The organism is Vibrio vulnificus CMCP6 (genome assembly GCF_000039765.1).
Lineage (GTDB): Bacteria > Pseudomonadota > Gammaproteobacteria > Enterobacterales > Vibrionaceae > Vibrio > Vibrio vulnificus_B.
Genome location: NC_004459.3, coordinates 60,629 through 85,355 on the forward strand (window position 1 = coordinate 60,629; position 24,727 = coordinate 85,355).

Annotated in this window: 34 protein-coding genes and 1 tRNA gene; 11 read left to right on the top strand and 24 right to left on the bottom strand. The window is 49.2% G+C overall.

Annotated features, from left to right (window positions below):
* Window positions 1-3 precede the first annotated feature (3 nt).
* The 9 genes from VV1_RS00250 (at window position 4) to VV1_RS00290 (ending at window position 7,817) form a co-directional block, all read left to right on the top strand.
* Complete coding sequence (locus tag VV1_RS00250; protein WP_011078178.1) at window positions 4-450, top strand: acyl-CoA thioesterase; 447 nt, start codon at window positions 4-6, stop codon at window positions 448-450.
* The gene (locus VV1_RS00255) at window positions 420-1,076 is read left to right on the top strand and encodes an outer membrane lipoprotein carrier protein LolA (protein WP_043920893.1); all 657 of its coding nucleotides are present in this window, start codon (window positions 420-422) and stop codon (window positions 1,074-1,076) included. The genes VV1_RS00250 and VV1_RS00255 overlap by 31 nt, the downstream gene beginning before the upstream one ends.
* 28 nt (window positions 1,077-1,104) lie before the next feature.
* The gene (locus VV1_RS00260; RefSeq protein WP_226979135.1) at window positions 1,105-3,375 is read left to right on the top strand and encodes an MMPL family transporter; all 2,271 of its coding nucleotides are present in this window, start codon (window positions 1,105-1,107) and stop codon (window positions 3,373-3,375) included.
* Complete coding sequence (locus VV1_RS00265; protein WP_043920894.1) at window positions 3,372-3,980, top strand: DUF3261 domain-containing protein; 609 nt, start codon at window positions 3,372-3,374, stop codon at window positions 3,978-3,980. Before VV1_RS00260 ends, VV1_RS00265 begins: the two co-directional genes overlap by 4 nt.
* A gap of 9 nt (window positions 3,981-3,989) precedes the next feature.
* Window positions 3,990-5,177: a beta-ketoacyl-[acyl-carrier-protein] synthase family protein gene (locus VV1_RS00270; RefSeq protein ID WP_011078182.1), complete on the top strand. Its 1,188-nt coding sequence runs from the start codon at window positions 3,990-3,992 to the stop codon at window positions 5,175-5,177.
* Window positions 5,170-5,634 (top strand): hotdog family protein, encoded by a 465-nt coding sequence (locus VV1_RS00275; RefSeq protein WP_011078183.1) that lies wholly within the window; start codon window positions 5,170-5,172, stop codon window positions 5,632-5,634. Before VV1_RS00270 ends, VV1_RS00275 begins: the two co-directional genes overlap by 8 nt.
* Complete coding sequence (gene fabG / locus VV1_RS00280) at window positions 5,631-6,356, top strand: 3-oxoacyl-ACP reductase FabG (protein ID WP_011078184.1); 726 nt, start codon at window positions 5,631-5,633, stop codon at window positions 6,354-6,356. Before VV1_RS00275 ends, fabG begins: the two co-directional genes overlap by 4 nt.
* On the top strand, window positions 6,353-7,582 hold the full coding sequence (locus VV1_RS00285; RefSeq protein WP_011078185.1) for a beta-ketoacyl-ACP synthase: 1,230 nt from the start codon (window positions 6,353-6,355) through the stop codon (window positions 7,580-7,582). Before fabG ends, VV1_RS00285 begins: the two co-directional genes overlap by 4 nt.
* 158 nt (window positions 7,583-7,740) lie before the next feature.
* A tRNA-Pro gene (locus tag VV1_RS00290) sits at window positions 7,741-7,817 on the top strand.
* 105 nt (window positions 7,818-7,922) lie between these two features.
* On the opposite strand, the gene VV1_RS25030 is transcribed toward VV1_RS00290, so the two are convergent.
* The 18 genes from VV1_RS25030 to VV1_RS00370 form a co-directional block, all read right to left on the bottom strand.
* A complete protein-coding gene (locus VV1_RS25030) occupies window positions 7,923-8,597 on the bottom strand; it encodes a tyrosine-type recombinase/integrase (RefSeq protein ID WP_011078186.1) in 675 nt (224 codons plus the stop codon).
* Window positions 8,598-9,089: a hypothetical protein gene (locus VV1_RS25035; RefSeq protein ID WP_250698501.1), complete on the bottom strand. Its 492-nt coding sequence runs from the start codon at window positions 9,087-9,089 to the stop codon at window positions 8,598-8,600.
* A 17-nt stretch (window positions 9,090-9,106) separates the two neighbouring features.
* Window positions 9,107-9,301, bottom strand: coding sequence for a hypothetical protein (locus VV1_RS24485; protein ID WP_039549357.1), 195 nt, complete (start codon window positions 9,299-9,301; stop codon window positions 9,107-9,109).
* Window positions 9,302-9,501: 200 nt separating this feature from the next.
* On the bottom strand, window positions 9,502-10,017 hold the full coding sequence (locus tag VV1_RS00300) for a PadR family transcriptional regulator (protein ID WP_011078188.1): 516 nt from the start codon (window positions 10,015-10,017) through the stop codon (window positions 9,502-9,504).
* A gap of 11 nt (window positions 10,018-10,028) precedes the next feature.
* The gene (locus tag VV1_RS00305; protein WP_011078189.1) at window positions 10,029-10,649 is read right to left on the bottom strand and encodes an HNH endonuclease signature motif containing protein; all 621 of its coding nucleotides are present in this window, start codon (window positions 10,647-10,649) and stop codon (window positions 10,029-10,031) included.
* Window positions 10,642-10,878, bottom strand: coding sequence for a hypothetical protein (locus tag VV1_RS00310; RefSeq protein ID WP_011078190.1), 237 nt, complete (start codon window positions 10,876-10,878; stop codon window positions 10,642-10,644). The genes VV1_RS00305 and VV1_RS00310 overlap by 8 nt, the downstream gene beginning before the upstream one ends.
* A 33-nt stretch (window positions 10,879-10,911) precedes the next feature.
* Complete coding sequence (locus VV1_RS00315; protein WP_043920895.1) at window positions 10,912-11,163, bottom strand: hypothetical protein; 252 nt, start codon at window positions 11,161-11,163, stop codon at window positions 10,912-10,914.
* A complete protein-coding gene (locus tag VV1_RS00320; protein ID WP_011078192.1) occupies window positions 11,156-11,410 on the bottom strand; it encodes a hypothetical protein in 255 nt (84 codons plus the stop codon). Before VV1_RS00320 ends, VV1_RS00315 begins: the two co-directional genes overlap by 8 nt.
* Window positions 11,403-11,642: a DUF3850 domain-containing protein gene (locus VV1_RS00325; protein ID WP_011078193.1), complete on the bottom strand. Its 240-nt coding sequence runs from the start codon at window positions 11,640-11,642 to the stop codon at window positions 11,403-11,405. The genes VV1_RS00320 and VV1_RS00325 overlap by 8 nt, the downstream gene beginning before the upstream one ends.
* Window positions 11,643-11,645: 3 nt before the next feature.
* A complete protein-coding gene (locus VV1_RS00330; protein WP_011078194.1) occupies window positions 11,646-12,209 on the bottom strand; it encodes a 3'-5' exonuclease in 564 nt (187 codons plus the stop codon).
* 11 nt (window positions 12,210-12,220) lie between these two features.
* Window positions 12,221-14,980, bottom strand: a complete 2,760-nt coding sequence (locus VV1_RS00335; RefSeq protein WP_011078195.1) for a toprim domain-containing protein — start codon at window positions 14,978-14,980, stop codon at window positions 12,221-12,223.
* Window positions 14,946-15,251: a hypothetical protein gene (locus VV1_RS00340; RefSeq protein ID WP_133295494.1), complete on the bottom strand. Its 306-nt coding sequence runs from the start codon at window positions 15,249-15,251 to the stop codon at window positions 14,946-14,948. The genes VV1_RS00335 and VV1_RS00340 overlap by 35 nt, the downstream gene beginning before the upstream one ends.
* Window positions 15,235-15,534, bottom strand: coding sequence for a hypothetical protein (locus VV1_RS00345; RefSeq protein ID WP_011078197.1), 300 nt, complete (start codon window positions 15,532-15,534; stop codon window positions 15,235-15,237). The genes VV1_RS00340 and VV1_RS00345 overlap by 17 nt, the downstream gene beginning before the upstream one ends.
* On the bottom strand, window positions 15,527-15,838 hold the full coding sequence (locus tag VV1_RS00350) for a hypothetical protein (RefSeq protein WP_011078198.1): 312 nt from the start codon (window positions 15,836-15,838) through the stop codon (window positions 15,527-15,529). Before VV1_RS00350 ends, VV1_RS00345 begins: the two co-directional genes overlap by 8 nt.
* A 10-nt stretch (window positions 15,839-15,848) precedes the next feature.
* Window positions 15,849-16,064: a hypothetical protein gene (locus VV1_RS00355; RefSeq protein WP_011078199.1), complete on the bottom strand. Its 216-nt coding sequence runs from the start codon at window positions 16,062-16,064 to the stop codon at window positions 15,849-15,851.
* The gene (locus VV1_RS00360) at window positions 16,052-16,756 is read right to left on the bottom strand and encodes a tyrosine-type recombinase/integrase (RefSeq protein WP_011078200.1); all 705 of its coding nucleotides are present in this window, start codon (window positions 16,754-16,756) and stop codon (window positions 16,052-16,054) included. Before VV1_RS00360 ends, VV1_RS00355 begins: the two co-directional genes overlap by 13 nt.
* A gap of 29 nt (window positions 16,757-16,785) precedes the next feature.
* Window positions 16,786-17,265 carry a phage regulatory CII family protein gene (locus VV1_RS00365; protein WP_011078201.1) on the bottom strand — a complete coding sequence of 160 codons (480 nt, stop codon included), beginning with the start codon at window positions 17,263-17,265 and terminating at the stop codon, window positions 16,786-16,788.
* Between the two features lie 191 nt (window positions 17,266-17,456).
* Window positions 17,457-17,645 (bottom strand): hypothetical protein, encoded by a 189-nt coding sequence (locus VV1_RS00370; protein ID WP_011078202.1) that lies wholly within the window; start codon window positions 17,643-17,645, stop codon window positions 17,457-17,459.
* A 135-nt stretch (window positions 17,646-17,780) separates the two neighbouring features.
* On the opposite strand from VV1_RS00370, the gene VV1_RS00375 reads away from it, so the two are divergent.
* Together VV1_RS00375 and VV1_RS00380 are read left to right on the top strand one after the other, a co-directional pair.
* Window positions 17,781-18,587 carry a helix-turn-helix domain-containing protein gene (locus VV1_RS00375; protein WP_011078203.1) on the top strand — a complete coding sequence of 269 codons (807 nt, stop codon included), beginning with the start codon at window positions 17,781-17,783 and terminating at the stop codon, window positions 18,585-18,587.
* A 271-nt stretch (window positions 18,588-18,858) separates the two neighbouring features.
* Window positions 18,859-19,170, top strand: a complete 312-nt coding sequence (locus tag VV1_RS00380; RefSeq protein WP_158306836.1) for a helix-turn-helix domain-containing protein — start codon at window positions 18,859-18,861, stop codon at window positions 19,168-19,170.
* On the opposite strand, the gene VV1_RS00385 is transcribed toward VV1_RS00380, so the two are convergent.
* The 6 genes from VV1_RS00385 to VV1_RS00410 form a co-directional block, all read right to left on the bottom strand.
* Window positions 19,154-20,467, bottom strand: coding sequence for a hypothetical protein (locus VV1_RS00385; RefSeq protein WP_011078205.1), 1,314 nt, complete (start codon window positions 20,465-20,467; stop codon window positions 19,154-19,156). The genes VV1_RS00380 and VV1_RS00385 overlap by 17 nt on opposite strands.
* Window positions 20,468-20,539: 72 nt before the next feature.
* Window positions 20,540-21,547 (bottom strand): phage late control D family protein, encoded by a 1,008-nt coding sequence (locus tag VV1_RS00390; RefSeq protein ID WP_011078206.1) that lies wholly within the window; start codon window positions 21,545-21,547, stop codon window positions 20,540-20,542.
* Entirely contained in the window at window positions 21,538-21,744 is a 207-nt protein-coding gene (locus tag VV1_RS00395) for a tail protein X (protein ID WP_011078207.1), read from the bottom strand. The genes VV1_RS00390 and VV1_RS00395 overlap by 10 nt, the downstream gene beginning before the upstream one ends.
* Window positions 21,741-22,136, bottom strand: coding sequence for a phage tail protein (locus tag VV1_RS00400; RefSeq protein ID WP_011078208.1), 396 nt, complete (start codon window positions 22,134-22,136; stop codon window positions 21,741-21,743). Before VV1_RS00400 ends, VV1_RS00395 begins: the two co-directional genes overlap by 4 nt.
* A gap of 8 nt (window positions 22,137-22,144) precedes the next feature.
* Window positions 22,145-24,271, bottom strand: a complete 2,127-nt coding sequence (locus VV1_RS00405; RefSeq protein WP_011078209.1) for a phage tail tape measure protein — start codon at window positions 24,269-24,271, stop codon at window positions 22,145-22,147.
* A 40-nt stretch (window positions 24,272-24,311) separates the two neighbouring features.
* On the bottom strand, window positions 24,312-24,722 hold the full coding sequence (locus tag VV1_RS00410) for a phage tail assembly protein (protein WP_011078210.1): 411 nt from the start codon (window positions 24,720-24,722) through the stop codon (window positions 24,312-24,314).
* Window positions 24,723-24,727 lie beyond the last annotated feature (5 nt).

Sequence of the window (24,727 nt, forward strand, 5' to 3'; positions counted from 1 at the left end):
TCTATGACAGACGTACTTTATCCACTAGAAGCTGAGGTAACTTTGGTGACCTCGTTTCAAGATGCCGACCCTATGGGGGTTATCTATCACGGTAATTACTTCCGATTTTTTGAAGAAGCAAGACGTGTGATGATGGAGAAAATCGATTATGGCTATCAACAAATGAGCGCGTCAGGATTCATGTGGCCAGTGATTGATGTTCAGGTAAAGTACGTCCGAGCCATTCCTTTTAATCACGCAATTCGCGTCAAAGCGACGCTGAGCGAATGGGAAAATCGCTTACGAGTGCATTATCAAATCTTTGATGCCGCCACTGGGCAACGCATGTGTAAAGCGCATACCACTCAGGTCGCCGTCAGCATTGAAGATCAAGAGATGCGATTAGCATCGCCCTCGGTGTTTCTCGAACGCGTCCATCAATGGCATCAAAACGGAGCGTACCTATGCTAATGTCATGGCGACAACACACGCTCACTTTGTGGCTACTGGTTTGCACACTGTTTTCTCCGCTGAGCTGGGCCCAAGTGAGCAACCTAGATGAATTGCAAGCGCAGCTTTCCAAACACGATCTGGTGCGAGGCCAGTTCACCCAACAACGCCATTTGGAAATGTTTAACCAACCCTTGAGTTCTCAAGGGCAATTTGTGTTAGACAAAAGCCATGGTCTGTTGTGGCAACAACAAACCCCCTTCCCTGTGAATTTGGTTTTAACGCAAGACAAACTGCGACAAAATTTTGCTGGGCAAGCACCACAAGTGATCACGGCAGAGCAAAACCCAATGGCGTTTTACTTCAGCCGCATTTTTCTCTCCGTGTTTCATGGAGATACCTCCGCTTTGCAGCGCGAGTTCGAGTTGACGTTACACGTTGACGACAATGGATGGCAGCTCGACCTGACACCGACGGCAGCCCCTTTAAATGCGGTATTCAGCAAAATTACCCTCAGAGGTAACGAAGAAATTGACCAACTGGAACTGGTGGAAAAACGTGGCGATCGCACCGATATTCAATTTTCACAGCAAACGCACACCCCAGAACAGTTGAGCGAAACGGAGCAAAAGCAGTTTGCGTTTTAAATCCCCGACGTTAGCCGTTAGCTGGCTTATGGCCGTGATCATGGCCGGTTTGTTGCTGAGCTATCTCTGGTTTGCGCAAGCAACGGCGCCAATCGAAACCGATATTTTAAAACTGCTGCCTAAAAATCAGCAAAATCCAGTAGCAGAACAAGCGTTTGAGCGCATTGCGGAGACGATGGGCAACAAGGTGATTTTTATCGTATCGGGCGATGAGATCGATAAAGTTTACCAAGCAAGCGATGCGCTCACACAGCAGCTCACTCAAAGCGGTTATTTTGCCCAAGTGATGGGCCAAATCCCTCAAGATACCCAGCAACAATGGGCGAAATATTACTTCGAACACCGTTTCCAATTTTTAACTGAGCAACAAAGAGAACGGCTCAGCCAACAACCGCAACAGCAGGTGCAGCAGGTATTGCAAGCCCTCTACAACCCTTTTGCTGGTGTTACGGGGAGCGAGCTACAAAACGATCCTTTTCTGTTGTTTCGAGAGTATTTGAACCAACTCTCGTCATTATCTGGCCAGTTCAAAGTTAAACATAACTATCTGAGTTTAGAAAAAGAGGGGCGCTTGTATGTGCTGATCAGCGCTGAGCTTCAAGACTCCCCATACAGCGTTGCGGCGCAGCGTTCAGTGTCAGAAATCTTACAGTGGGAAGCGCAAATTCATCAAACATTTGGCACTGAGATAGCCCACACTGGGGTCTTGTTTTATGCTGATTTTGGTACCCAAAGCGCCAAGCAAGAAATCAGCACCATCGGTGTTGTTTCACTGCTGGGTATTGTGTTGCTCATCCTGCTGGTTTTTCGCAGTGTGACCCCATTGTTTCTGTCACTACTCTCGATTGGCATCGGACTTTTGATGGCACTCACCATCACCATTGCGATTTTTGGCAAAGTACATCTCTTTAGCTTGGTGTTTGGTGCCAGCTTAATCGGCGTCTCGATTGACTATGCTTTTCACTATCTGACCGACCGATTGGCGGCTGGTTCGCGTTGGAACGCCACAGCAGGGCTCAAGCATATCTTCACCGCAATCACCTTTGGCCTAGTGACAAGCTTAATTGGCTATTTGGGTCTCCTTATTGCCCCATTCCCGGGATTGCAACAATTGGCGCTGTTTTCCGCCACTGGCCTCATCGCCGCTTATCTCACTGTGGTGGCTTGGTATCCTTGGTTGGCCGTCAAACCCTCGGCAGATAGACCACTTCTCGGCTTGCCACTTTATCAACGCTGGCTAAGCGCGTGGCGAAAGCCCAAACTGGCGATTGGCTTGCCCGTGGCGATCGCCGTCATCAGCGTCGCCGCCTTAACCCAAGTGCATTACGACGACGATATTCGCCAATTGCAGGCACTACCTGCCTCTCTCAAATCACAAGAAGCGCAGATCGCCCAACTGACGGGGCTCCAATCCTCACAACAAATGTTGGTTGTCACCGCAGATAACGACTCCGCCTTGATGGAGCGCTTGGAACAGATCACCAAACTACTCGATGGTTGGCAGCAGCAAGGCGTGCTGGCGGGCTATCAGAGCCTGTCTCAATACCTGAGTTCAGAATCGCAGCAGCGGGCCGATTACCAACTCGTCGAAACCCTGTACCAAACTCAGGCGGCGCAACTGTCACGGACTCTTGGGTTACCCGCCACCGCAGAGCTCGACCAACCATTTGTGCCAATTTCGCTGCAAGACTACCTCAAGGCAGCCGTATCCGAACCTGTACGTTTCCTTGCTTTGGGCAAAGTGGACAACAAAACGGCCGCAGCCATTTTACTGAAAGATCTTCAGCAGCCCGAGGTCGTGATGACATTTGCACAGCAACACAGCGATGTCTCTTACCTCGATAAGGCACAAGAAATTTCGAGCTTGTTCAATCAGTATCGCGTCAAAGTAATGGAGTTACTGGTTGCAGCTATGGCGGTGATTTTTGCTTTATTGTGCTGGCGTTATGGCTTCCGACACAGCCTAACCATGATGCTGCCTTGTGTTATCGCCTGTATCGCAGGACTGGCGGTTTCTGTTGTCACCGGTTCAAGTTTGAACTTGTTTAGCTTACTGGCACTGGTACTGGTTATTGGTATCGGCATTGATTACACCTTGTTCTTTGCGGAGCAACAAGGCAGCCATAGCACGCTCCTCGCCGTCACCTTATCGGCCATCACCACTTTATTGTCGTTTGGTTTATTGGCCTTGAGTGCCACGCATGCCATTCACAGCTTTGGGCTAACCGTGCTAAGCGGTATCTTTGTCGCTTGGTTGTTGGCACCGATGGCCATTCCCAATCAAGAGAAAAAACCATGATAAGACAGCTTGTCCTCTGCCTGTTGTTGGCGCTCTCCATCACGGCATGCAGCATGCAACCTCGCATGCAAAGCACTCAAATTGAGATTGCCGATCAAACGTTTGTCACGCTCCCACAGCCGAGTGAGCTCGGCTTGGATGTGACGGCAAGCCAATTGATCACCGCGACATGGCAAACCGACACCGGCACACAAACTCAGCAATTGCCCGTCCAACTGCAAGTTGACCAAAACAAACTGGTTTTGGCTGGTTTTTCTTCGTGGGGAACACGTTTGTTGTCTCTCACCTACCAAGATAATCATATTGAAACACAAGTATTGAATGGCTTAGAAAATACCCTACCTCAACCCGAGCAGGTACTTTTTAATCTGATGATCACGCTGTGGCCTGAACAAGCTTGGGAAGCGCCATTAAATCAGGTAAAGTGGCAACTCATTGACCGAGATAATCAGCGCACCATTATCGATAACCATGGCAACACGATCATTGTGATTGATTACGAGCAAGGCCGAAGTTTTGCTGGCCCAATTCGTTTTCACTCGCTGTTAAACGACTATAAAATCGAGATTCAAACCCTGAATTATCAGTTATCGGACGCGAAATAGTAGAGCCAAATGAATTCACACCTTTCTCAACCCATTTATATTCATGGCTGTGGCTTCCACTCAGCATTGGGGGCAACTGCAGAGCAGATCCACCACGCACTGCAACATAATCACAGTGTGCAAATGCAGCAAGCCGTGGATCAACTCAACACTGGCACCGCCACCATCGTTGGTCGAGTGAGCGACACTTTGCCTGAGCTGCCATCATCGCTACGTGAATACGACTCAAGAAACAACCGTTTAGCCCTCTCAGCGCTGCAGCAAATTGAGCCCGCAATTCAAGAGGCCATTCGCCAATATGGCGCGAACCGCATCGCCGTGGTTATCGGCACCAGCACCTCCGGTATTGCCGACGGCGAAAACGCATTTGAGCAGAAGCTGTCACAAGAGCACTTCCCGAGTGATTATCACTACCGCAAACAAGAGCTTGGCAACGTCAGCGACTTTATCGCCGATTACTTTCAGTTAACGGGACCTTGTTACGCGATTTCGACGGCCTGTTCATCCAGCGGGCGTGTGTTCATTTCAGCAAAACGCCTCCTACTCAGTGGCATGGCCGATGCGGTGATCGTGGGGGGCGCAGATACACTCTGTCGCTTAACCTTAAATGGTTTTAATGGCTTAGAGGCCCTCTCAAATCAACATTGTCAGCCATTTAGTGCCGACAGAAGTGGCATTAATATTGGTGAAGGCGCCGCTTTTATGCTGCTCAGCAAAGCCCCTTCAGAGATCGCCCTACTCGGTTGTGGCGACAGCTCAGACGCACACCACATTTCCGCTCCACACCCTGAAGGTAATGGGGCTGAAGAGGCAATGGAAAAAGCGCTACTAGACGCCAATTTGAAACCAGAACAAATTGGCTACGTTAACGCCCATGGCACGGCAACTCCACTCAACGACAGCATGGAAAGCAAAGCCATCTTTCGTCTTTTTGGCCAATCAGTGCCCGTCAGTTCAACCAAGCACCTAACAGGCCACACATTGGGCGCAGCCAGTGCCGTTGAAGCGGCCATTGCATGGCATATACTGAAATACAACTTAGATTTACCGCAACAAGGATGTCAGAACAAAGCGGATGACATAGAGGTCACGCTCGTCGAACAGCCAATGAAATTGGCACACAAGGCGATACTTAGCAACTCTTTCGCCTTTGGCGGAAATAACATCAGTCTGATATTTGGATATCCTCATGAATAAGCTGCCCAGCATTGAGACCTTGCTGCCCCACGACGCTCCGATGATCTTAATTGATCGGGCGATCAGCGTTGCGGAGGAGTCGATTCACTGTCAGGTAGACATTGGCCCTCACCTCGCCTTCTTCCATACTGAAACGCAAAGCGTACCGGGTTATGTGGGTATCGAGTTTATGGCGCAATCTATCGCGGCTTGGTCTGGCTATCATGCGCAGCAGAAAGGCCAAGAACCACCGATCGGTTTTCTCCTTGGTGGCAGGCGTTATCAAGCGATGTGCGATACCTTTCAGCTAGGGCAGACACTCGATATCTACGCAGAGCAGTTGATGGAAGACAACGGCATGGCCGTGTTTACGGGTCGAATCGATATCTCAGGTGAGACAGTCGCAAAATGTCAGTTGAACGTTTATGTTCCAACGGAAGAAAAATTACAAGAAATGAAAATCAGGAGTCAAGAATGACCCGTCAAGTGTTAGTCACAGGGGCCAGTAAAGGCATCGGCAAAGCCATCGCCATTCAATTAGCGAAAGATGGCTTTACCATCGTCGTTCACTACATGGGCGATAAGCAAGGTGCCGAGCAAACATTGGCCATGATTGAACAAAACGGTGGCAGTGGCCGTTTAATTCAGTTTGATATTAGCCATCGTCAACAATGTCGTGAGCGTATTGAAGCCGACATCGCAGAGCACGGCGCATACTACGGCGTGGTCAATAACGCGGGTATCACCAAAGACACCGCTTTCCCAGCGATGACCGAAGCAGAATGGGATGGCGTAATTCACACCAACCTCGACAGTTTTTATAACGTCTTACACCCTTGCGTGATGCCGATGGTGCAAAAACGCAAAGGTGGACGCATTGTTACTTTGGCCTCCGTCTCCGGATTAATGGGCAATCGAGGTCAAACCAACTACGCCGCTGCCAAAGCGGGGGTGATTGGCGCAACCAAATCATTGGCTCTCGAGCTGGCGAAACGCAAAATCACCGTGAACTGTGTCGCCCCTGGGCTGATTGATACAGGCATGGTGGATGAGCATGTCAAAGAGCACGCTTTACCTCAAGTACCGCTACGCCGCATGGGTGAGCCGGAAGAAGTGGCTGGCTTAGTCAGTTATTTGATGTCTGACATTGCAGGTTATGTCACTCGCCAAGTGATTTCGGTTAATGGAGGCCTAATATGAATCGCAGAGTTGTTGTCACTGGTATGTCTGGTGTCACTGCATTTGGCAATGATTGGCAAAGTGTCGAGCCCAAATTACGCGCGCTAGAAAATGCCACTCAGTTTATGGAAAATTACCAACAGTACGAAGGGTTGAACACAAAACTTGCCGCTCCCGTGGTCGATTTTGAGCTCCCTTCGCATTACAAACGCAAGCAAGTTCGCGGTATGGGCCGCGTCTCCAAATTAGCCACCGTGGCGACTGAAAACGCGCTACGCCAAGCAGGCTTAATTGGTGAAGACGTACTAACGAATGGCCAAACTGGCATTGCTTACGGTTCATCAACTGGCTCAACTGACGCCATAGGCGCATTTGGCGTGATGCTGAACGACAAAACCACCAAAGCGATCACCGCGACGACCTACGTTCAAATGATGCCGCACACCACCGCCGTCAATGTCGGGCTCTTTTTTGGCCTGCGTGGCCGCGTTATTCCGACCAGCAGCGCATGTACATCTGGCAGCCAAGCTATTGGTTACGCCTATGAAGCGATCAAACACGGCTATCAAACCGTTATGGTGGCAGGGGGAGCAGAAGAGCTTTGCCCAACCGAATCAGCGGTATTCGATACCTTGTTTGCGACCAGCTTGAAAAATGATCAGCCGAAAACAACGCCAAGCCCTTACGACAAAGATCGTGATGGCCTCGTGATCGGTGAAGGCGCTGGCACGCTGGTGCTAGAAGAGTACGAACACGCCAAAGCACGCGGTGCGACAATCTACGCTGAGATCATCGGCTTTGCCAGCAACTGTGACGCGGCACATGTGACTCAGCCACAGATGGAAACCATGCAGATCTGTATGGAAATGGCCCTGCAAAACGCGGATCTACATCCAAAACACATTGGCTATGTTTCTGCGCATGGCACTGCGACAGACCGTGGTGACATTGCCGAAAGTAACGCGACGCAAAATGCCATTGGCAAGGTGCCAATCAGTTCATTAAAGAGCTATTTTGGCCACACATTGGGCGCATGCGGTGCCATCGAGGCATGGTTGAGTATTGAGATGATGAACAGTGGCTGGTTTAGCCCAACCCTGAATCTCACTAACCTAGACCCAGATTGTGGTGATCTGGATTACATTGCTGGTGCTGGCCGCGAGATGGATATTGATTACATGATGAGCAATAACTTTGCGTTTGGCGGCATCAATACTTCCCTCATCTTTAAACGCGTTCGCGATTAGCGTACTCAACGGCTGCTTTAGGCAGCCGTTTTTGATTCCGTTCCCCTCAAAAATCACTGCTGTTTTTTCACACAAACTGTTCATTCTGTCGCCTAGCTTTTATTGTTGATAAACAAAGTGTTGACGAGTCACCTCCTTACCATTACAGTAACTGCCATCGGACTGTAGCGCAGCTTGGTAGCGCACCGTCATGGGGTGTCGGGGGTCGGAGGTTCAAATCCTCTCAGTCCGACCATACACCTAAGGCCCGTAATTCAATGAGTTACGGGCTTTTTTACACCCTAAGAAAACCGCCTCAAAACAAGGCGGTTCCAAAATGGTTCCAAAACTGGTTCCAATATTACCCCCAAATCGCCAGCTCAACAGCCGGTACCTGAACCCACTTCTCATGGCCCTCTTTGTATATCTTGGTACTGCGAGAATCCGTGTGTGCAGCGCGTGCTTGAGCGTCGTGGCCAGCCTTATCGTACAAGTGAATACTCAGCCCTCGAATCTCGTGATACGTTGGCCGACAGTCTGCAGGCACACCTTTTTTGACCTTCACCTGGTCCCGTAACTTGGAAAAAAAGCGGCTCAGATATTTTCGGTTCACCTGAGTGAGGTGATCACAATACTGGCTCACATCATTGCTGCGTTTTTCCGGCAGACGATGCACCACGTAAGGTGAATCAATATTGTCCTTGCTCGCTTCAATAATATTCAGCAGTGACCTTGTCACAGGGATAACAACTCGGCTTGCTTCCTTCTTTTTTACCTTACGGCGATGAATGCGCAGATACCCAAACACCTCAACACCATCTTCCAGAACTGGAGCATCGAGCATGGTGATATCCTCGTATTTCATCGCACATATCTCATTAACCGCGTGCGTTGTCTCGAGAGAGAGGTCCATTGCAACCCTCATCCCACTGAGGAGCGATGCCCAAATCGATTTATATTCAGAGAGCGTTAAGTCGCGGCGTTGCTTCTCCTCCTTCGGCCTTACGTTTTTGCGTTTGGCCGGATTGTCGACCAATCACCGATTCATCGATGCGTAATCAAACACCTTCGACATAAACGCTATCCAGCGGTTGAAGACATTATTTGATTTACCTGCAGCAACGGCATCGAGCACCAGGTTCACATCGTCCAAAGTGATGGACATACCCACTCTGTCACCAAGCAAGGTATCCAGCTTTTCTAAACGGCTATCAAACATGGCCAACGTCTCTTTTGTCGGCTTTTCATCGGCCGCATATCGCGCCGATACTCGAGCAAAGAACGTAGAAAGCCGTTCAACAGACTTGCGATGATGCGGTTTAATGAGGTCGAGATTGACCGGATGAGCGATTTCAGGGTCAACCCGATAAGTGGCGTTGTATCTTCTGGCCAGAGCGATTGCTCGGCTCTTGTCGTGGCCGAGAGATTTACAGCTGTTATCGATACGCCGAAAGACGTACCCTTTCTTACCTTTAAAATAGAGACCTTCAGGGAGGTCTCTATACTTACTACTTCTTGGACGTGGCACGGTCACCTCAGTACATATTAGTGAGAAAGCAGGTCATCCAAGAAAGGATCACCGCTCGATTTCTTCTCTTTTTCCAAATCAACGTAATATGAACGTCCAATTCTTTTCCCTGGCAACGTGCCTAAATCGATTTCCCTACGACAGATACGCACATCTGGCGCACTGCCCTCAGTAAACCGGAGTTTTCGCCAAAGGCTGAGTTTCACCAACATAAAAGATCCTCACCCACAGACGTTTGAAAAAACCTCTGAACCTATGGAATGAAATTTACAGACTTTTTTGAATTCAGTAACTTGCATTCAAATTGTTTATTTCTTCGCCCTCAAGTTGCCGCAAGAGGGCTTTAAAAACCTATGGGATGATCACTGGATTCCCATAGGTTTAGTTGGAGCCATGAGCATAGTTTTGGCGCCTATGCCGCTTTCGAGTTAACCTCCGAGCCGATATTCTGAAGCACTACGGCCACCCAACTGAGCTCTGTTTTCAAACGATCACACTCTCGAGTAATGGCGAGAACGGACAGTTGTTCCTGTTGAGCCATTTTCTCTGCGAGCTGCTCTTGAGCACTGTCCAATGCTTGAGTAAGTTGAACTTCCAACTGCTCAAAATAGTACGCGTTAGCTAGGAACAAATGGGCCAAGGTTTCATCCTGGACACGTGAGATGGAAGGCTCAACATCCAACGCGTCCGTCAGTTTCTGTTTACCCATTTCTGTTAGCTGATAGAGCTTCTTATCGGGCTTTCCAGATTGCAGAACCACTTCCAGAGACAAAAAACCGAATGTTTCAAGTTTAGCCAGCTCACGATAAATTTGCTGATGCGACGCTTTCCAACCTTTTGCTGGTAAACGTTTTGCTAAGTCATAACCAGTCATTTGCTGCTGGCCAACTTCAGCCATCAAGACAAGTTGCAGATTTGATATGTGCATAATATTGCCCTCTAATTAATGCGTTTGTTGGTTTCAAAAGTAGCGACTTCGAGTTTGGATACCAAACGTCCGGTTTCCTTCAGCTCGCTTGGTAAGTCGTTAACTCGGTTTTGGTTCATTCTCAAGTTCACAGACTGAGAGACACATTCAAGATTGGATAACTTGCAGTTCAACTTATCTCCATCAATAAAGCGCAAGATCATCCCCTTGGGGACAGGACCATGCTCTTGCTCCCAAATGACATAGTGTTTAGGGCGATAGCGAGTCTTCGCGCCGGTATACGGGTTCTGTTCCGCTACGTTGATAAGAATGTATCCATCTTTTGAACAAATACGTTCATGGCCAATAGGCTTTTTGTTGTGTGGTACCTGACCTGATTGAAAGCTTCCGGTGTTTGGTTTACACACTCCTTTGGTACCTGTATTCCATGGCAACTCACCTTTTTCAAAACAACCCGTTCGACCAGTTAACCAGCCATAACGCTTGCAGTATGCAGAGATAGCTTTCTGAGTCTGTTCAAGACCGAACCTAGAGTTGAACTGTTCAGTAAGTTCTTTCCGAGGAAGAAATGCATGGTCCTTTAAAAAAGTCTTCTGCTCTTCCGTGTATTGATGGCAGACTCCTTTAGGCATGTCGCTTGTCCTCCATCATCGGAACCTTATACTTTCCTGCGTACTCGGCTTTAAACTTCGCCCCTTCGAGAACAAGCTGAGCATTGTTGACGATCTGATTAGATACAGCAGTGATGGCTTTTGAACGAGCGACTTCCATCTCCAGTTCCGGACCTTTTAAGGATTCATCACCCAAACGTTCAATTTGAGCAAACAAATGGTCATTCAAATCCGTTAATTGATTCTTCATGGTCTTTACCTTCTACGGTCTCTACAACTTGTACTAACAATGATGATTAAGCACTCGAACAGTGACATCGAGGTGCAGAGAGGAAATGCCTAGCTTTTCAGCCAAGCGCTTACGATTGCCGGCATCGAGATTGATGGCGCTGGCCAACGTCTCGAACTTATTCTCATGGCTACTCATATCGTGCTTTTTACCGTTGATATAAGGTTGATCAAGTCCTGCCTCTTCATAGACTTCAACGATCATTTTCGCGACATGGTTTAGGGGTTTTTGCTTAGATTTAGGCATCTTTCTTTACCTCTTGGCTGAGTTGTTCAAACTCTTCTTCGTTACAAATCAGGAAGCCACCAAAGCCAGTTTCTCTATGGAGTACTCCCTCGGCGATAATACGTCCTTCCAAAACCTCACATGCATGCTCAACAGCATCATTGAAGCTAGGAAAAGACCCAAGCTCGAGATTAATGACTTCGTTCGTTTTAGAACTTACCGAAACCGCACCATTTTCATTTAAGTAAGCTGCAATGTAGTTATTCAATGAGTCCTCCTTCGATCCAATCAAATGAGAAAACGACATAGCCATCTTGCTGTGCGTAATCAGTGATGTACTTAATCCGGATAGTGAGATAGCGTTTTCCGTTGGTTTCAATCAGCGTCACTCGGTCACCTACTTTGAAATCACGGTCGTTCTTGCGAATTTCAAAGGTTTTGTCGCCAGCGATAATGGCTTCTAGGTGCTCGGGTTTAATCTTGAGTTGATGGTATGCCATGGCTCATTCCTTAACCTTTTCGGCTAAGCGTTGGTAAATGGCTGAAACATACTTAGCCTGGTGAACTGCATCAGATAGGGCGTCATGGCGAACACCTTCAAAAGGCATGTCACGCTTAGGATCAAAACCAAGTAGGTTTTTTCCTAGGTCAACCATCGTTCGAACATCACGTTCATTCCAGAACTGCCAAGGTACAAACTGCTCACCTAAGCACTGGATAATCGTGTTTTTCAGAATTACACAGTCAAATGATGAGCCATTGCCCCAAACTAGCGGTTGCCTTGAACCACTGTTAACAAACTCTCGAAATTCATGCAGAGAAATATTGATATTTTGTGCTTCTGAACTATTCAATACCGCTCGGGCATCACTGCTTTGCTTCATCCACCAAAGCACTGTACTGGCATCAATACATCCACATTCTTGAGAGCTTTCTAGAGAAATAATACGGGAGAATTTTTCTCCGATTTCTCCGGTTGAAGGCTCGAAAAAACAAGCACCAATAGCGACGATCGCTGCATTGCTGCTATTCCCCATTGTCTCTAAGTCAATCATTAGGTTTTTCATTAGTCATATCCTTACTGGTTAGTTTCTTTCTCACGAACATCGTCTGGAATGGTTGGGAACAGGCCGAACTCGCGCAGGTTCTCAACGCCCAGGGCGACAAAATTGGCAACGCGTTTGCCGTTAATCGATTTCTCGTGGCCATCTTTCAGCACCACTTTGGCCTCCTTGAGCTGCTTCTTCAGAATGCGATCGCTCTTCACAGGCAAGCTGTCAAACTTGGCTTTCAATGCAGGGCTTTGGCTTATGTGCTGCATGATGTGGCTGGTACGAACCAGCAAGCACAGCTCGCCCTCAATCCAATCGAAAGAGAACGGGTGGCGGAAATGCCCAGCATCCATCTCGCCCAGGATAAGCTCCATAATCCACACCCACGGCTCGCGCTCTGCTTCTGTTTCGCGAATGTGCGCATTCATCTCTGTCACCAAATCTTGAATAAAGTGACCATAGTTACTTGCAACGCCCGTGAATTCGCACAGCAAACGCCACGTCAGCATCAAACAGGCATAGTTATCACGCATACGGTTCGCGCCGTTGTCGTCAGGCTTAGCCATACAACGCTTCGAAAGGTAATCAACACACTCGCGATAAGCGCGTTTCATTTGTGGCCGAGTGTAAGAGGTCAGGTACAGGATCCAGTTTTTAACAGGGAAACGAGGCAACTCATCGGGAATCATGTCGCCCTTGCGTCCGGTCAAGTCAGAACGCACCAGCTTGCCAAGCAACGATTGCACCGGCACGTCTTCACCCGCCAACAGCACTGGCGCAATACTCAAGAACTCCGTCATGTCCGTACCACGGCGAGTGATGGTGTATTGGTAGCTCTCTTGCAGCATGGCCACCGCTTTATCAATTACGCCTTGACCCTGAGCGGAGAGCTCTTCCCAACCGACCGGGTGAGAGGTGTGCGATATCGATGTCAGCAAACGGAACTCGGTTTTCAAGCTCTGGCCAGAAAACATGGTGAATGCCAACGTGCGCTCGAGCGACTTAACCAGCGTCGATTTACCCGCGCCTTTCCCTGCATTCAGCATGTAATGAGGCCAAAAGCCTAAGTAAGTTTTGATGTGCGCACCCAAGCCCCAAACCAACAGCATCAAAGCCGCGTTGTTTTTGAATGTGGCGTGATACGCTTCAATCACACGCAATCCCTGCTCTGGAGAGCCAGATGGAAACTGCAAATTGTGGTATGGGCACTGCTGCGTTGGGTCAGTAAAGAACGAGTCCGGTCCTTCGTTTAAAATCGCTTGGCCATTGTGCCAGGCAAGCCCAACGAAATTGACCGCGTTGCGCTCGCCAAGGTGGGTGGCGCGCTCGAGTATCGAGATCATTCGGGTGAACTTGCTCGGGTTGAAAATCCCGCCGCCGACCCGACGCCAAACATCGATGTTGTAAAGCTGCTCACGTTTGAGCACAAAACGGGTTAGCTCCGTCGGTGAATCGGGCGTTTGAATCGTGGCTGAGTATACTTTCGTCGGCTGCAAATCGGGTTCGCCTGTCATGGCTGAATTCGCCGATGAAATCGTCACTTTCGATAAGCCAGCAATGCGGAACGAGCACACATCCTGTGGGATCTTCTGCTCACCTTCTTCATTGGTCACGATTTTCAAATAACTGGTAAAGTCGGGCTTCACTCGAAACAGCCAGTACAGTGATTGATCATGATGTGGCAGCGGCAAGCGCTTAAACTGGGAGTTCTCAAACTCCCCTTCTTGCCCTGCAATAAGCCAAGGCTCAAAGTAATCCAGCGCATACTTGGTCATTTGCGTACCGTGTTTACGTAGATAATCGTTAAGGTCGTTGATCTCGTCCCATTTGCCACCGGATTGATCAACAAGGTAACAAGGAATGTTGAGCGCCGTGCATCGCTCGTGCACGATCCACGCGGCCTCTGGCCCTGGTCTGTGGCCTTTTCTTGGCCCTTCCGCAATAGGCTGGTCATTGTCAAAACAACAAACCACACGCTTGCCAGATAGGAATCGCCAGTCGATTTCGTCGACCGCAAGACCGCGAGTCGCAATCGCCGTCACTGGTACTTTCCCTTTCCCCTTAGGATCGTAAGCAGCAATCGCCGAGATAGCATTAATCGCAGATTCAACCACAATCACGGTTTTGGCACGCCTAAGCGCCATTTTGTCAGGGATGTACGGGAAGCCGCGTTTTTCCCCCATCGCCTTGGTTTTGTTATCACCATTTAGCGCAGGATCAAAAAATCGGAAATCTATCCCCACCACTTCATTGGTAAATAGGCATCGGCTCGGGAACGTCACGGCAGGGCCACCGTAACCCAACTCACCAGGGTTTTTGCTTGGGCTTGTCCAATCGCTGTAACCAAATGCACCGCGCTTTTGCAGCATATCCACCACATCGGCCGGAATGCCGCGCACATCAATCAGATAGGCTCTTGCATCACCCGCAACCGCTAACTGCTTCTCAGCAACCCACGCAATTTGGCTTTGCTGCTTAGGCTGCTGAGGGGCTAGCTCATCGGTAGGAATATTGAACTCTTCGTGCAGCCACTTCATCGCTTCACTGGCATCCATCGCCTGACCGCAATAAATCACAAGGTCGATACAACTGCCTTTTTCACCGGAAGCATGATCTTTCCACATCATGTATCCGGCTTTACCTGCCTCGAAAATGCTCACGCTTGGGTGCTTGTCAGGGCGGTTGGGTGCGCGGTAATTGCCGGATGGATCGGGTCTTTCCATACCTAAACGGTCAGCCAACTCGTGTAAATTAATGATCTGTTTTAGTTGTTCTGCGGACGCCATACAGCGTGCCTCCAATTCTGTGTAGTTCCACCCCAATCGAGACGGGGCCAAAAAGACGTTCTAAGTTCTGTTTTACCTGCTGAAACTCTTGAGATTTCAGCAGGTCAGCCATCGGTGCGTAGTCGTGCTGTATGCGTTGCCAAACCTGTTTTTTCTTGTCTGCTGGCAGCTCGCTTAAAATAACGGTCGGCATTGCCGTACGGGTTAAAACAGGCTCGGAAAACCAAAGCGGACATTGCCAACCCTTATAGGGCTTACAGGTCGCAGGCATACAACCGCCTTAAACAAGCAGATGCCAACCAAAGCTCAACGCTCAAATGGCAACTGTGCGTCAGCTGCTGCTGTTCAACCTGCTCTTTGGGGAGATTGTCCAGCTCTTTGCTGTCGAGTTTGATGTGTCCAGCCTCAAGCCACTGGTTGAACACAGCATCTTGCTCATCAATAAACGCATGACGGTTGATAAAGCCCTGCTGGCGCACCATTTGTTGCTCCAAGCGGAACAAGCAGGCACGCTCCGGTGCAGAAAGCTTGGTGGCCAAAACAGGGTTAGGCATAAAGATCTTCCTCGTAGGCTTTGGCTAAACGCTCTGAGGGAAGCAGCTGATGGCGCGCCCAAACCGAGTTCTCATTCAGCACAGCTAGCAACCCTGCCACGTGCCTCTCTGGAACGCCTTCGCTAATCAACCACAAACGAACATCAATCGGTTCAACCGCCAAACGGTCGGCCACATATTCGTTCAGCTGTTTGGTCGAAGCCTTACCTTTAAACACATGAAGGTTGATGTTGCGTAGCGCAGCGGCCATCGCACTGCGGCGCATAATTTTGACTCGTTCACGTAATTCTGATGCTGAATCCATGCTGTTTCTCCTAGTAGAACTGCGTTTGAAAAATAGAAACTCTGCGGTCTTTACTCACCAACATCGGCGCCTCGCCAACCAATTTCACAATCACGTTGGCGCCATTGTCCTTACACCACTCGACAATCGACGCGTTATGACGATTCCCCTCAAAACTGACCACATGGCCACGGCAAATGTGCTCGGCCGAGATATGCTGCAGACGCGGCTGAGTTAGCGAAAACATGTGCTGGCCTCCCGCATAGCTGACGACAATGATTCACGATCCGGCGTGGTATACACCGAGGTAGTCGCAATGTTGGAATGACCAAGCACCGCCTGAACACGGCGAAGCGCATCCGGTGATGTGGTGCGTTCCAAATAGCGCTTAGCCCAACTGTGGCGCAGCCAGTGTGGTGTCCCTTCCGGCACATTGGCCAAACGGCACCAAGTCGAAAAGCGAGATTGAAACGATCGGCGACTCATCGCCTGACGGTTACGGCTGAGAAAAAGCGGACGCTCTAAACGAGGGGTATCCCACTCAATGCCTTGGCTCATTTCGACATGAATTTTCAGCAACTGCTTGAGCGCATGAATGGCGGATTTGTTGAGAGCAATCGGGTGTTTTTTCTGGTTCTTGGCGTTTTCACTGCGGTAAATCAGATAGCCTTCTTCAAGGCTTTGCTCCGCTTCACCTACCGTTAAACCGAGCATTGGCAGGTTAAAACGCTTGGCTTTATCGGCATCGGGGCCAGCCAGCACACCGAGGCGAACGGCGGTTTCGCGCATCAGCAGCATCCAGTAATAATCACGCTGTGCATAAATGCCGTAAGTCTGCTTAACCGTGTTAAACAACTGCTTCTCTTCCTGCTCAGTAAAGTAGTGAAGAAAGAACTGAGTCGATGATTGGTTTTGAGAGTGTGAAATTAGGGTTGTCATGGCCTACCTCCTTTGGCTTCGCCGTTGAATTAACCGTTAACCAATGCGCGCAAACGCTCGAGCAGCTCCAGTGCCGCGGCAAACGTTTCTTGCAGTTCGCGTTCGATACGATCGAACTCATGGCGCTCGATGTCCCCATCTTCGAGGGCATCAGCAATGGCGCGGTTCACATCGCCGATTTCGGCGTGCCAACGGCTGTAACAGTTGAGCAGCTCCATGTCGGAAATAGCTCGGTAGTCACCAAGAAAGTAGATGGAATGGTTCAGCTCGGAAGCAATGGAGCGGAGAATTTGCACATCCCCCGTGAATTGCATCAGCTTAATAGCATCAAACAAACCCAGTTTATGGCTGGTTTGATTGGGGTTGATCTCGTTTAGCAACACACCAGGTCTTTTATTTAGGTGCTGCTCAACCGTTTCGTTATGGCCATAATCTTTTAGCGTTTGGTACAAAGCATGTACCACCTGCGGAAAAACGCAGGTAGGTGATGGGACGATAGCAGTATGCATCGTAAGCTCCTCAAAAATTGGTACGTTTCCATTTTTTGAAGCCTGCGCTACAATCTACCTCAGGATGAAATGGTGTTGGAGCCGTGAGCATAGAGGTTGCCGCCTCGCTCGTTATCCTAGTGGTTGACTGTGAAATTCAGACTTCTACGGCCCTTACCGATTGCCGTTGGTAAGGGTTTTTTAATACCTGTTCACATCGCCTCCTTTAATGGTGGCAATCCCAACTCCTCCTCTTTCTCCGCTACTGCTTTTTTCAGAAGAATCCGGGTCATTTGTGCCGGTTTACGTTCATCTAACGTTGCTAAACGCTCGACTCTGCGTCTTAAATCTAAATCACGCGTAGCAACCAGATCCGCATTTGGATTTTTTAAATTAGCCACTTGTTACTCCTAATATGTTAAGCTCAATTTTTGAAGCTAACTGAAAACAAAAGTTCCAGATATTTAACTTTGTTAACGTTCGATGTAGATACTAGATCCGTTTCTGGAACAAAACAAGCCGAGGAAGGTAAAAAAATGGATCTTTCTTTTGATGAGCGTCTAAATTTCGTTCTTAAAGATAGAAAACAAACTCCATGGGGAAAGAGTTTGGGGTTTACTGGCGCTTCGATATCTCACATTTTTTCTGGCGGCAGAATTCCTGGCCCTGAGTTCCTCCAAGCCATCCGACGTGCCGAAAACGTTAACCTGAACTGGCTGCTGACGGGTGAAGGTGCGCCTTATATCGTTGAGTACTACCAATCTGCTGACGCTCTATCCGACTACGTCTGTGCCATGCTCCATGAAGAAGAGTGGGTGGTACATGTCTGCTCATACCGTGGAATTGCCTGCGTGGTGTTCACGCAACCAGGGCAATACGAGTTCAAAGGAAAATGGATTGATTACCGTATCGTCCACGTTGTGGTTGGCCCAGGTGATGAGGTGTTAACCAATCTGCTGCATGATTACCACAAAGGCGGTGGGCACATCTTCGTACCAGAATTGACCGAGGAAGAACGTGAAACTGTTATCCAAGGCCAAGTCGGTACTTACCTGATGTTTGAACAAATGAACCCGATGCTAAACACCATACGAGTAGAAACTCACATAACTGAAATTGAATTTACAGGTGGTGAACGCACAGAGAAGCCGGTGGATATCACCATCATGCGTGCCGTCGTTCGTCTGGTAGACGATTGCGAGCACACGCTAGGAACATCGCTCACCAGCGACCAACGAGCAAGAGTGATCACTGCTGTGTACCGTCAGGCGGAACGCCTCAAACTGACTGAAGAAGAGATACAAGCCACCATAGAAACATCCTTCGATGTATTAAGTGACTGATCACCTTTACGTCGATTCTCTACTGCTTGTTCCAAACGTGCTAGCGCCAGAGCCAACACTTGTTGCTCTGGCGTTTTTTTATTGAATGACCTAACCATTTGCGTCCTGATTTATGTTTTTCTCTTTTGCCGTACAGTTTACTGATTTTTGCAACGTAGATTGCAGTGCTATCGCTCACATAGCGAAACTGTAGACACTGACTTAAATATCAGAGACGGATTGTCTCCCTTCACCTTGCGGTGTTTTTTTTCCCTGTATGATGCGCAGCGAAATGAAGAGCCAAAGATTAAAACAAGCGAGAAAGGCAGCGGGGTTATCCAGGGAGCAGGTTGCTAAGGCCATGCACAAATCTCCGCATACCATTAAATCCTGGGAAACCACCTCACGTCAGCCAAGAACGCTACGTGAGGTTGAACGCTTGTGTTCGATTTTGGGGATTACAGTGAGCTGGTATTTAACGGGCCAGCCTCCGGTGAAACCAATTATGCCCAGTGAACGAGAGCAGGAACTGCTAGCCCTGTTTTCAGGGCTAAGCGATGAACAGCAAAGTGCGGTGTTGGAGTTGATTAAGGTGATGGGGTAGAGACCGGAGCCTTAGCCTCTAATTCTGGCGTCTGTTCTAGGCTTGATGACTTTGCTTTCAGTTTGTCGAGTTCAAGATTTATTTTTTCTAGCTCGTTATTTTTCCGCTGCAATAACTCTTCGTATGAGGCTCTTTGAATTTCCAACTCTTTATCTTGATACAGACTGTAAACAGTTAAAGCCACGCCAATGACCGTTGCAACGGCCGCAATGAAGGAAATAATGAACGTCCACCAAGAAAATTTCTTCGCTGCATCACTAGATTTTTTGGTCTCTTCCGCCGTTTCGCGTTGAACATTAGTTTGCTCTTGAATGTACGAGTTGTTCTCAATACTGACATCTATAAGCGTATCCAATCGTTCGTTGGTTCTATCAACAGCTGTTGGACCGACTGTATATGCAAGGTCTGACAATGTAGGAAGTTCCAAATGAGACTCAGAGGAGATAATTGGCTTAATATGCTCAGCTTTTCCAACTTGATTCGCTGCTAATACAGCGTCATTTATGCTTTTTAGGTTGGCAGGCATAATATCGTGAATAGCTTTCAAGTGTGGCGGCAATGAAGCAAAGTACTCGATATTTTTAACTGCCGATAGAGCTGGATTATCTTGGGATAGGAAGCTTTGAATATCACTAGTTGGGGAGTTTGGAATAATAGACTTCACGTAGTCACTCCACGTATCGCGAGCAACACTCCCTTGAGTTGCTAATCTATGCATCCACTCCTGCTCTGGCGAACTCTGCATGATATTTTTAATGGTATCATCAACCAGATAGGTACTCGATTTAATAGTTTTAAGCTGTTCCTCTAAACTCTTCCCTAATATGTTTAGGTCTTGGTACTGCTTGCCTATTTGATTAGAAAAGACTGATTCAGCATAGGTCTTCGCTCGAGAAACAGTATCTTTATGCTGTTTCACGTGCCGTTTATGAAGAGCTTCAATTGCGTTCATCTCATTCCCGCTCGTTTTCTCCTCTCCCTTTTTCAGAATTAAGCTTGCAATATTTTCTAGACTGCTGCGGCTCAGTTTAGCGCAGAGTTCTTCGTCTAAAACATAGCTATCAGGTCTTTGTTTATCTTCTGACAATGTATCTATTGGGTAGCAGGTAAACCGAGCCAATAACCGAAGATATTCTTCCCCAGACAGCCCCTCAATGTCACCTTTAAAAGATTTCATTAGGTCTAAATTAGCGCGAACAACATAATTGAAAACCGCTAGCTTACCAATTTCTGTGTCCACCTCGCCTAAATAAGGTTTGAAAACTTTAAATCCTATTGCATGTAGCTTTTCTGACATCGGCTCATTCACCTTCACTTAAGTAATGAAACTATATTATTACTAGACGCCAGCGCTACACAACAAGATGCATTACTTTAAAGCTGGAATAAGTCCGATCTCGTTTTTCGGAGCCACAAAGCGGCCGCTGAGTAAGTGGCCGTTTGCATCTAACGTTTCGGTGACGCTCTCACACATCCACTCGCCGTTAAACTGGGAACGGTGATGACCACTGAGCGAAATATTGCGCTCGGCAATCACGCCAGGAATGAACGGCAACTCATCTATCTCCAAGGTGTACTCTGCTCGTTTTAGATTGTGCAGCTCGGTTTCGGCGGCAGAACGCGCGGTCGCTTCATCTTGAAACAGGGTATTCAGGGTTTTGGCTTTACCGGAGCTTTCCCCCACTCGCACGGTTTTGGTTTCGGCTAAATCGGTATCTCGCCACTTGGCCACAACCGCATCAAACTTGGCCGCACCAGATAGGGTAATCGTCGCTTGCACTTGGTCGGTAAGCCGAACCGCAATGGCCGAGAGCGTTTTACCACTCACGCTTTGGTTGTCGCCTTTGGGGAAAAACACCAGTTTGTCTTGGGCCACTTTCATAGTGGCGTTGTTTTCTGCCGCCAGTTCGGTGAGTAAGTCGGCGTCACTCTGGCCTGTCTGCAAACGATGGACGATTTCCACCGACGCATAGGCATCGGCCACCGCTGGTTGATAGCCGCATCGAGAAGCAACGGTCTCAACCAAAGATTTGAGCGTGGTGTTTTCCCAAGTATGATCCCGTTGGTTTTTGAACTCGCCGGATAGGTTGGCCGCATCCCCCGAGAGGGTGATGGTTTGCTCTGGGCTGCTCAGTTTCACCGAGTTCACCACAAAGGTGCCTCGGTTGGTGAGTGCCTTATTGTTCTCGCCCGTTGAGATCTGCAGTTTGGCTTCAGTCTTGGGAAAGGCAATTTTTCCATCGTCCACAAGTACCAGTGTGAAGCTGTCTGAGTTTGTGCCGGCTTCATCGGTAATGCTCAAACTGATAAAGCGCGGCTTGATGACATCGGTGATGTCTTTGCCATCGGCGACGATTTTAAACGCGGCTAATCCCACAAGCTAATCTCCTCTTCGGCGGTTGGCGCTTCAAGTTTAGGCAGGTGTATCTCGATACCCGCTTTCAACGGGTGCGGCAAAGCCGATAACCCTCGGTTTGCTTTTAACACCTGCTCATACGCGCCTGGTAAGCCGTTGTAATAACGGTCGGAGATATCGTCAATCTGGTCGCCTTCTTTGGTGATGTAAGTTGTCATGCGCCACCTTCCGGATGTTCTTTTAGTTCAATGGTGAACTCGATTTTTCTTGCTACCCCTTTGGTAAAGAGCTCTTGCTTCTCGACTTGCAGCTGGCGAATAGTCCAGTAGCCCCAATCGCGCCCTGTACCATCGACCAAACGCAGCGGCGCGCCTTTGTCGCCTTCGGCTTTCATTTTGTCGGTTTGCTCTAAACCGCCACGAAAATGAGGGTAGATAATGCCCATAAAGCGCAGCGAGGAAAGGTCGGGGCCAATAAACTGCGGTTTGGGTTTTGCTCCGGCGACGTTGTGATCGGTCCATCGCCAAGAGTGGGTTTCACTAATGCTTTTCAGCGCTGCGGTGTTGATGGAAAAACGGTAATCACCCAACGCCATCATGACATCTGCCATAAGTTCTCCTAGTCTGCGAAAGCTGGGCCGCCAGAGCGACTTTGTCTATCGAGCTGCTTTTTCACTCGAATAACCATTGCTTCCAGTTTTTGGATCTGTTCGTTACTCACATCTCCGGTTATATGGAATACCGGCGCAAAGGTTGACGGTGGTGTTTTGGCTGAGGAAACACTTGGCGAAGCGGCAACAACTTGAGCACTCTTAGCAGAGTCGGCCACTTCAGTTTTGGGCTTATCATCACCACCAAACCAGCCACCAATCCAGCGGCCAATGCTACTTCCGCCGAGCCCACCTAATGCACCGCCGATAACACCACCAATGGCCGTGCCGATCACCGGCACAACGGACCCCAGAGCAGCGCCTGCCATCGCCCCTGCGGCCATGCCGCCCATGTTGCCGATGGTGCCGCCAACTTCACGAGATTTATCTGCACCGGATAGTGAGCTGTCCATCAAGGTAGCACCGATATCTGCAATCCCGAGCGCGGCGCCTAGATAAGGCAACTTTCTTGCAGCGCCAGAAAGCAATGATCCGCCGCTTCGCGCTAAGTTTGCTGCACTGCCTAAAGCCCCTGCTCTTGGTCGAACGGCCCGACCTCGCCCACCTCGGCGGCGGCGACCGCCTCCGGAAGAGGGCAAACCATCACTTGGCATGTTGGTGACATAAACCTTTTGCACGCCTGCAGAACCTGGCAAATCTGGCGAGCCTCCCTCACCACCACTGCCTCCACGGACAAAGTCCATAATGCTGCTGCCAACTCGCATTGCCTTGCGGGTTGCCCATATCCCCGCCAAGGTTGCCGCAAGTCCGGTCGCTACTTTTAGCGTGGTTTGCATCGTTGAAGGGTCAATGCTGTTAATCGCATCAGCCACGGCGGCAATGGGTTCGGCTAAGTTGTCATCAGCAAAGCTCAACCAAGCGGTTTTCAAGCTCATCATGGCAGCGTTCGCCGTCATCGCTGCTCGAGCAGAGTCCTGCAGTACTGCAGTGCCATCTCCATCAATAGCGAGGAAATCATTGAGCTTGGTTTTACCGTCGGCACTGGCCAGCACTTTCATCATGCGCATGGCTTCATCGCCGAAGAGTTCGCTGTACTGGGTAATGTCGGAATCCGTTGCATCCATGATCTCTTTGAGAATGCTTGGAATATCTCGAAACTTCTTCTCACCACGAGCCAGCGCTTCTTCATCAAACACCTGAATACCAAGCGCTTCGATATCTTCATAATTGGCGGTGATGTCGGCTAAAACGGATTCCATCGCACTGGCGGCCTCTGCTGCAGAGCCAGAGCCCATCCGAGCGATTTGTAACATGGCCCCCATCTCTTGCACCGCTTTCGGCCCAGTTCGCCCCATTGCGGCATAGGCTGCGGAGACCGATGCGCCTTCTGCAGCTAGGTTTTGCAAGGTAAATGCACCCGCTTTGCCCTGCACCACTAACGTATCGATGGCACTCAGTACCTCGTCGGAATTTTTAAGGCCGAATTTATCGCGCATATCGGCAAACATTTCGCCCACATCCAAACCAGCCGCACCAGTGGCTTGCATAACTCGGCCAATGTTAGCCATGTTCTCTTGTGCAAATTTGAGATCGCCCGTCTTCTCAACAATCTTCTCAACAGCTGAAAGCATCTCGGCTTGATCGACTCGAATGTCCGCTTGCTGGGAAGTCGCAAACATCTCTTTGCGCAGAGCGGCCATCTCTTCACGCGATTTTCCGGCTTGAATACCTAAACGTTCATAACGTTCTTCAAGCCCCATCACGGCGACGGCAGAGCCCGCGCCTGCAGCGCCTGTGGCCAAGGCTGACCACTGATTACCAACCAGGTTATCAATCGCTTCGCCAGCGCCAGTGGCAGAACGGCGCAGCAAGTCATTCTTACGAATGGCTTGTCCGACGCTTTGAACGTATTTTTTTAAGTTGGCTTGAGTCCGGCCAATCGAGCGCCCCAGCCCACCAACTCGGCTACCCGTTTGTACACTTTCGTTGCCAAGCTGCCGCGTATCGCGCTCGAGCTTTTGCGTTTCTCGCCCCAACCGTTTGTTTTGCTGTTCCACATCGGAAAAAGCCCGAGAGACACTTCGGTCAACCCGGGCTTCCACTCCAATGCCGACAGTTTGAGTTTTATCTGTCATGGCATTTCCTACTCATCATCGTCGTCAGATTGTGCGTCGATTAGCTTTCTGCAGTCGTCAAGCCAGTCGCTGAGCTCTCCGACGCTGAGGCTTCTGAGCTCGGTGAGTGAGACTCCATTGCTGAATCGGGAAAGAGCAAGGCACATCTGGCGGCATACTGAGGCAGTGGCAATAGGAAACAGTCGTAACCCTTTCCCAACTGGGTATAGTCGTAGTACTCCAGTTGGCCGATAAACTCTCGAGTGGTACCTGTTAGCGCCGCAAACAGATGCATCTCTGCTTCTGCTTCATTCATGTGGCTTGAACCATCGGCCAGAACTCGAGTCGCGTGGTGTTGAGACAGAATGACATCGTTCGTCGTTGGAGGTCGCATCGTCAGTTGAGTCAACTCCTTACCATCAAACTCTTTGGCCACTTGCAGCACAATGTTAATCGGTAGATATTTGTTCATGGTTA

Coding starts and splice junctions, on each gene's coding strand:
- VV1_RS00360 (WP_011078200.1), bottom strand. CDS start 16,756: ATGACAACCCTAATTTCACACTCTCAAAACCAATCATCGACTCAGTTC.
- VV1_RS00310 (WP_011078190.1), bottom strand. CDS start 10,878: ATGAAGAATCAATTAACGGATTTGAATGACCATTTGTTTGCTCAAATT.
- VV1_RS00315 (WP_043920895.1), bottom strand. CDS start 11,163: ATGCCTAAATCTAAGCAAAAACCCCTAAACCATGTCGCGAAAATGATC.
- VV1_RS00400 (WP_011078208.1), bottom strand. CDS start 22,136: ATGGCAGATGTCATGATGGCGTTGGGTGATTACCGTTTTTCCATCAAC.
- VV1_RS00250 (WP_011078178.1), top strand. CDS start 4: ATGACAGACGTACTTTATCCACTAGAAGCTGAGGTAACTTTGGTGACC.
- VV1_RS00395 (WP_011078207.1), bottom strand. CDS start 21,744: ATGACAACTTACATCACCAAAGAAGGCGACCAGATTGACGATATCTCC.
- VV1_RS00355 (WP_011078199.1), bottom strand. CDS start 16,064: ATGTTTTCGCTAACTCAGCCGCGTCTGCAGCATATCTCGGCCGAGCAC.
- VV1_RS00275 (WP_011078183.1), top strand. CDS start 5,170: ATGAATAAGCTGCCCAGCATTGAGACCTTGCTGCCCCACGACGCTCCG.
- VV1_RS00285 (WP_011078185.1), top strand. CDS start 6,353: ATGAATCGCAGAGTTGTTGTCACTGGTATGTCTGGTGTCACTGCATTT.
- VV1_RS24485 (WP_039549357.1), bottom strand. CDS start 9,301: ATGTTGGTGAAACTCAGCCTTTGGCGAAAACTCCGGTTTACTGAGGGC.
- VV1_RS00300 (WP_011078188.1), bottom strand. CDS start 10,017: ATGCACATATCAAATCTGCAACTTGTCTTGATGGCTGAAGTTGGCCAG.
- VV1_RS00350 (WP_011078198.1), bottom strand. CDS start 15,838: ATGGATTCAGCATCAGAATTACGTGAACGAGTCAAAATTATGCGCCGC.
- VV1_RS00325 (WP_011078193.1), bottom strand. CDS start 11,642: ATGGCATACCATCAACTCAAGATTAAACCCGAGCACCTAGAAGCCATT.
- VV1_RS00380 (WP_158306836.1), top strand. CDS start 18,859: ATGAAGAGCCAAAGATTAAAACAAGCGAGAAAGGCAGCGGGGTTATCC.
- VV1_RS00365 (WP_011078201.1), bottom strand. CDS start 17,265: ATGCATACTGCTATCGTCCCATCACCTACCTGCGTTTTTCCGCAGGTG.
- VV1_RS00260 (WP_226979135.1), top strand. CDS start 1,105: ATGGCCGTGATCATGGCCGGTTTGTTGCTGAGCTATCTCTGGTTTGCG.
- VV1_RS00375 (WP_011078203.1), top strand. CDS start 17,781: ATGGATCTTTCTTTTGATGAGCGTCTAAATTTCGTTCTTAAAGATAGA.
- VV1_RS00265 (WP_043920894.1), top strand. CDS start 3,372: ATGATAAGACAGCTTGTCCTCTGCCTGTTGTTGGCGCTCTCCATCACG.
- VV1_RS00270 (WP_011078182.1), top strand. CDS start 3,990: ATGAATTCACACCTTTCTCAACCCATTTATATTCATGGCTGTGGCTTC.
- VV1_RS00410 (WP_011078210.1), bottom strand. CDS start 24,722: ATGAACAAATATCTACCGATTAACATTGTGCTGCAAGTGGCCAAAGAG.
- VV1_RS00335 (WP_011078195.1), bottom strand. CDS start 14,980: ATGGCGTCCGCAGAACAACTAAAACAGATCATTAATTTACACGAGTTG.
- VV1_RS00255 (WP_043920893.1), top strand. CDS start 420: ATGGCATCAAAACGGAGCGTACCTATGCTAATGTCATGGCGACAACAC.
- VV1_RS00330 (WP_011078194.1), bottom strand. CDS start 12,209: ATGAAAAACCTAATGATTGACTTAGAGACAATGGGGAATAGCAGCAAT.
- VV1_RS00340 (WP_133295494.1), bottom strand. CDS start 15,251: ATGCCTGCGACCTGTAAGCCCTATAAGGGTTGGCAATGTCCGCTTTGG.
- VV1_RS00345 (WP_011078197.1), bottom strand. CDS start 15,534: ATGCCTAACCCTGTTTTGGCCACCAAGCTTTCTGCACCGGAGCGTGCC.
- VV1_RS00305 (WP_011078189.1), bottom strand. CDS start 10,649: ATGCCTAAAGGAGTCTGCCATCAATACACGGAAGAGCAGAAGACTTTT.
- VV1_RS00385 (WP_011078205.1), bottom strand. CDS start 20,467: ATGTCAGAAAAGCTACATGCAATAGGATTTAAAGTTTTCAAACCTTAT.
- fabG (WP_011078184.1), top strand. CDS start 5,631: ATGACCCGTCAAGTGTTAGTCACAGGGGCCAGTAAAGGCATCGGCAAA.
- VV1_RS00405 (WP_011078209.1), bottom strand. CDS start 24,271: ATGACAGATAAAACTCAAACTGTCGGCATTGGAGTGGAAGCCCGGGTT.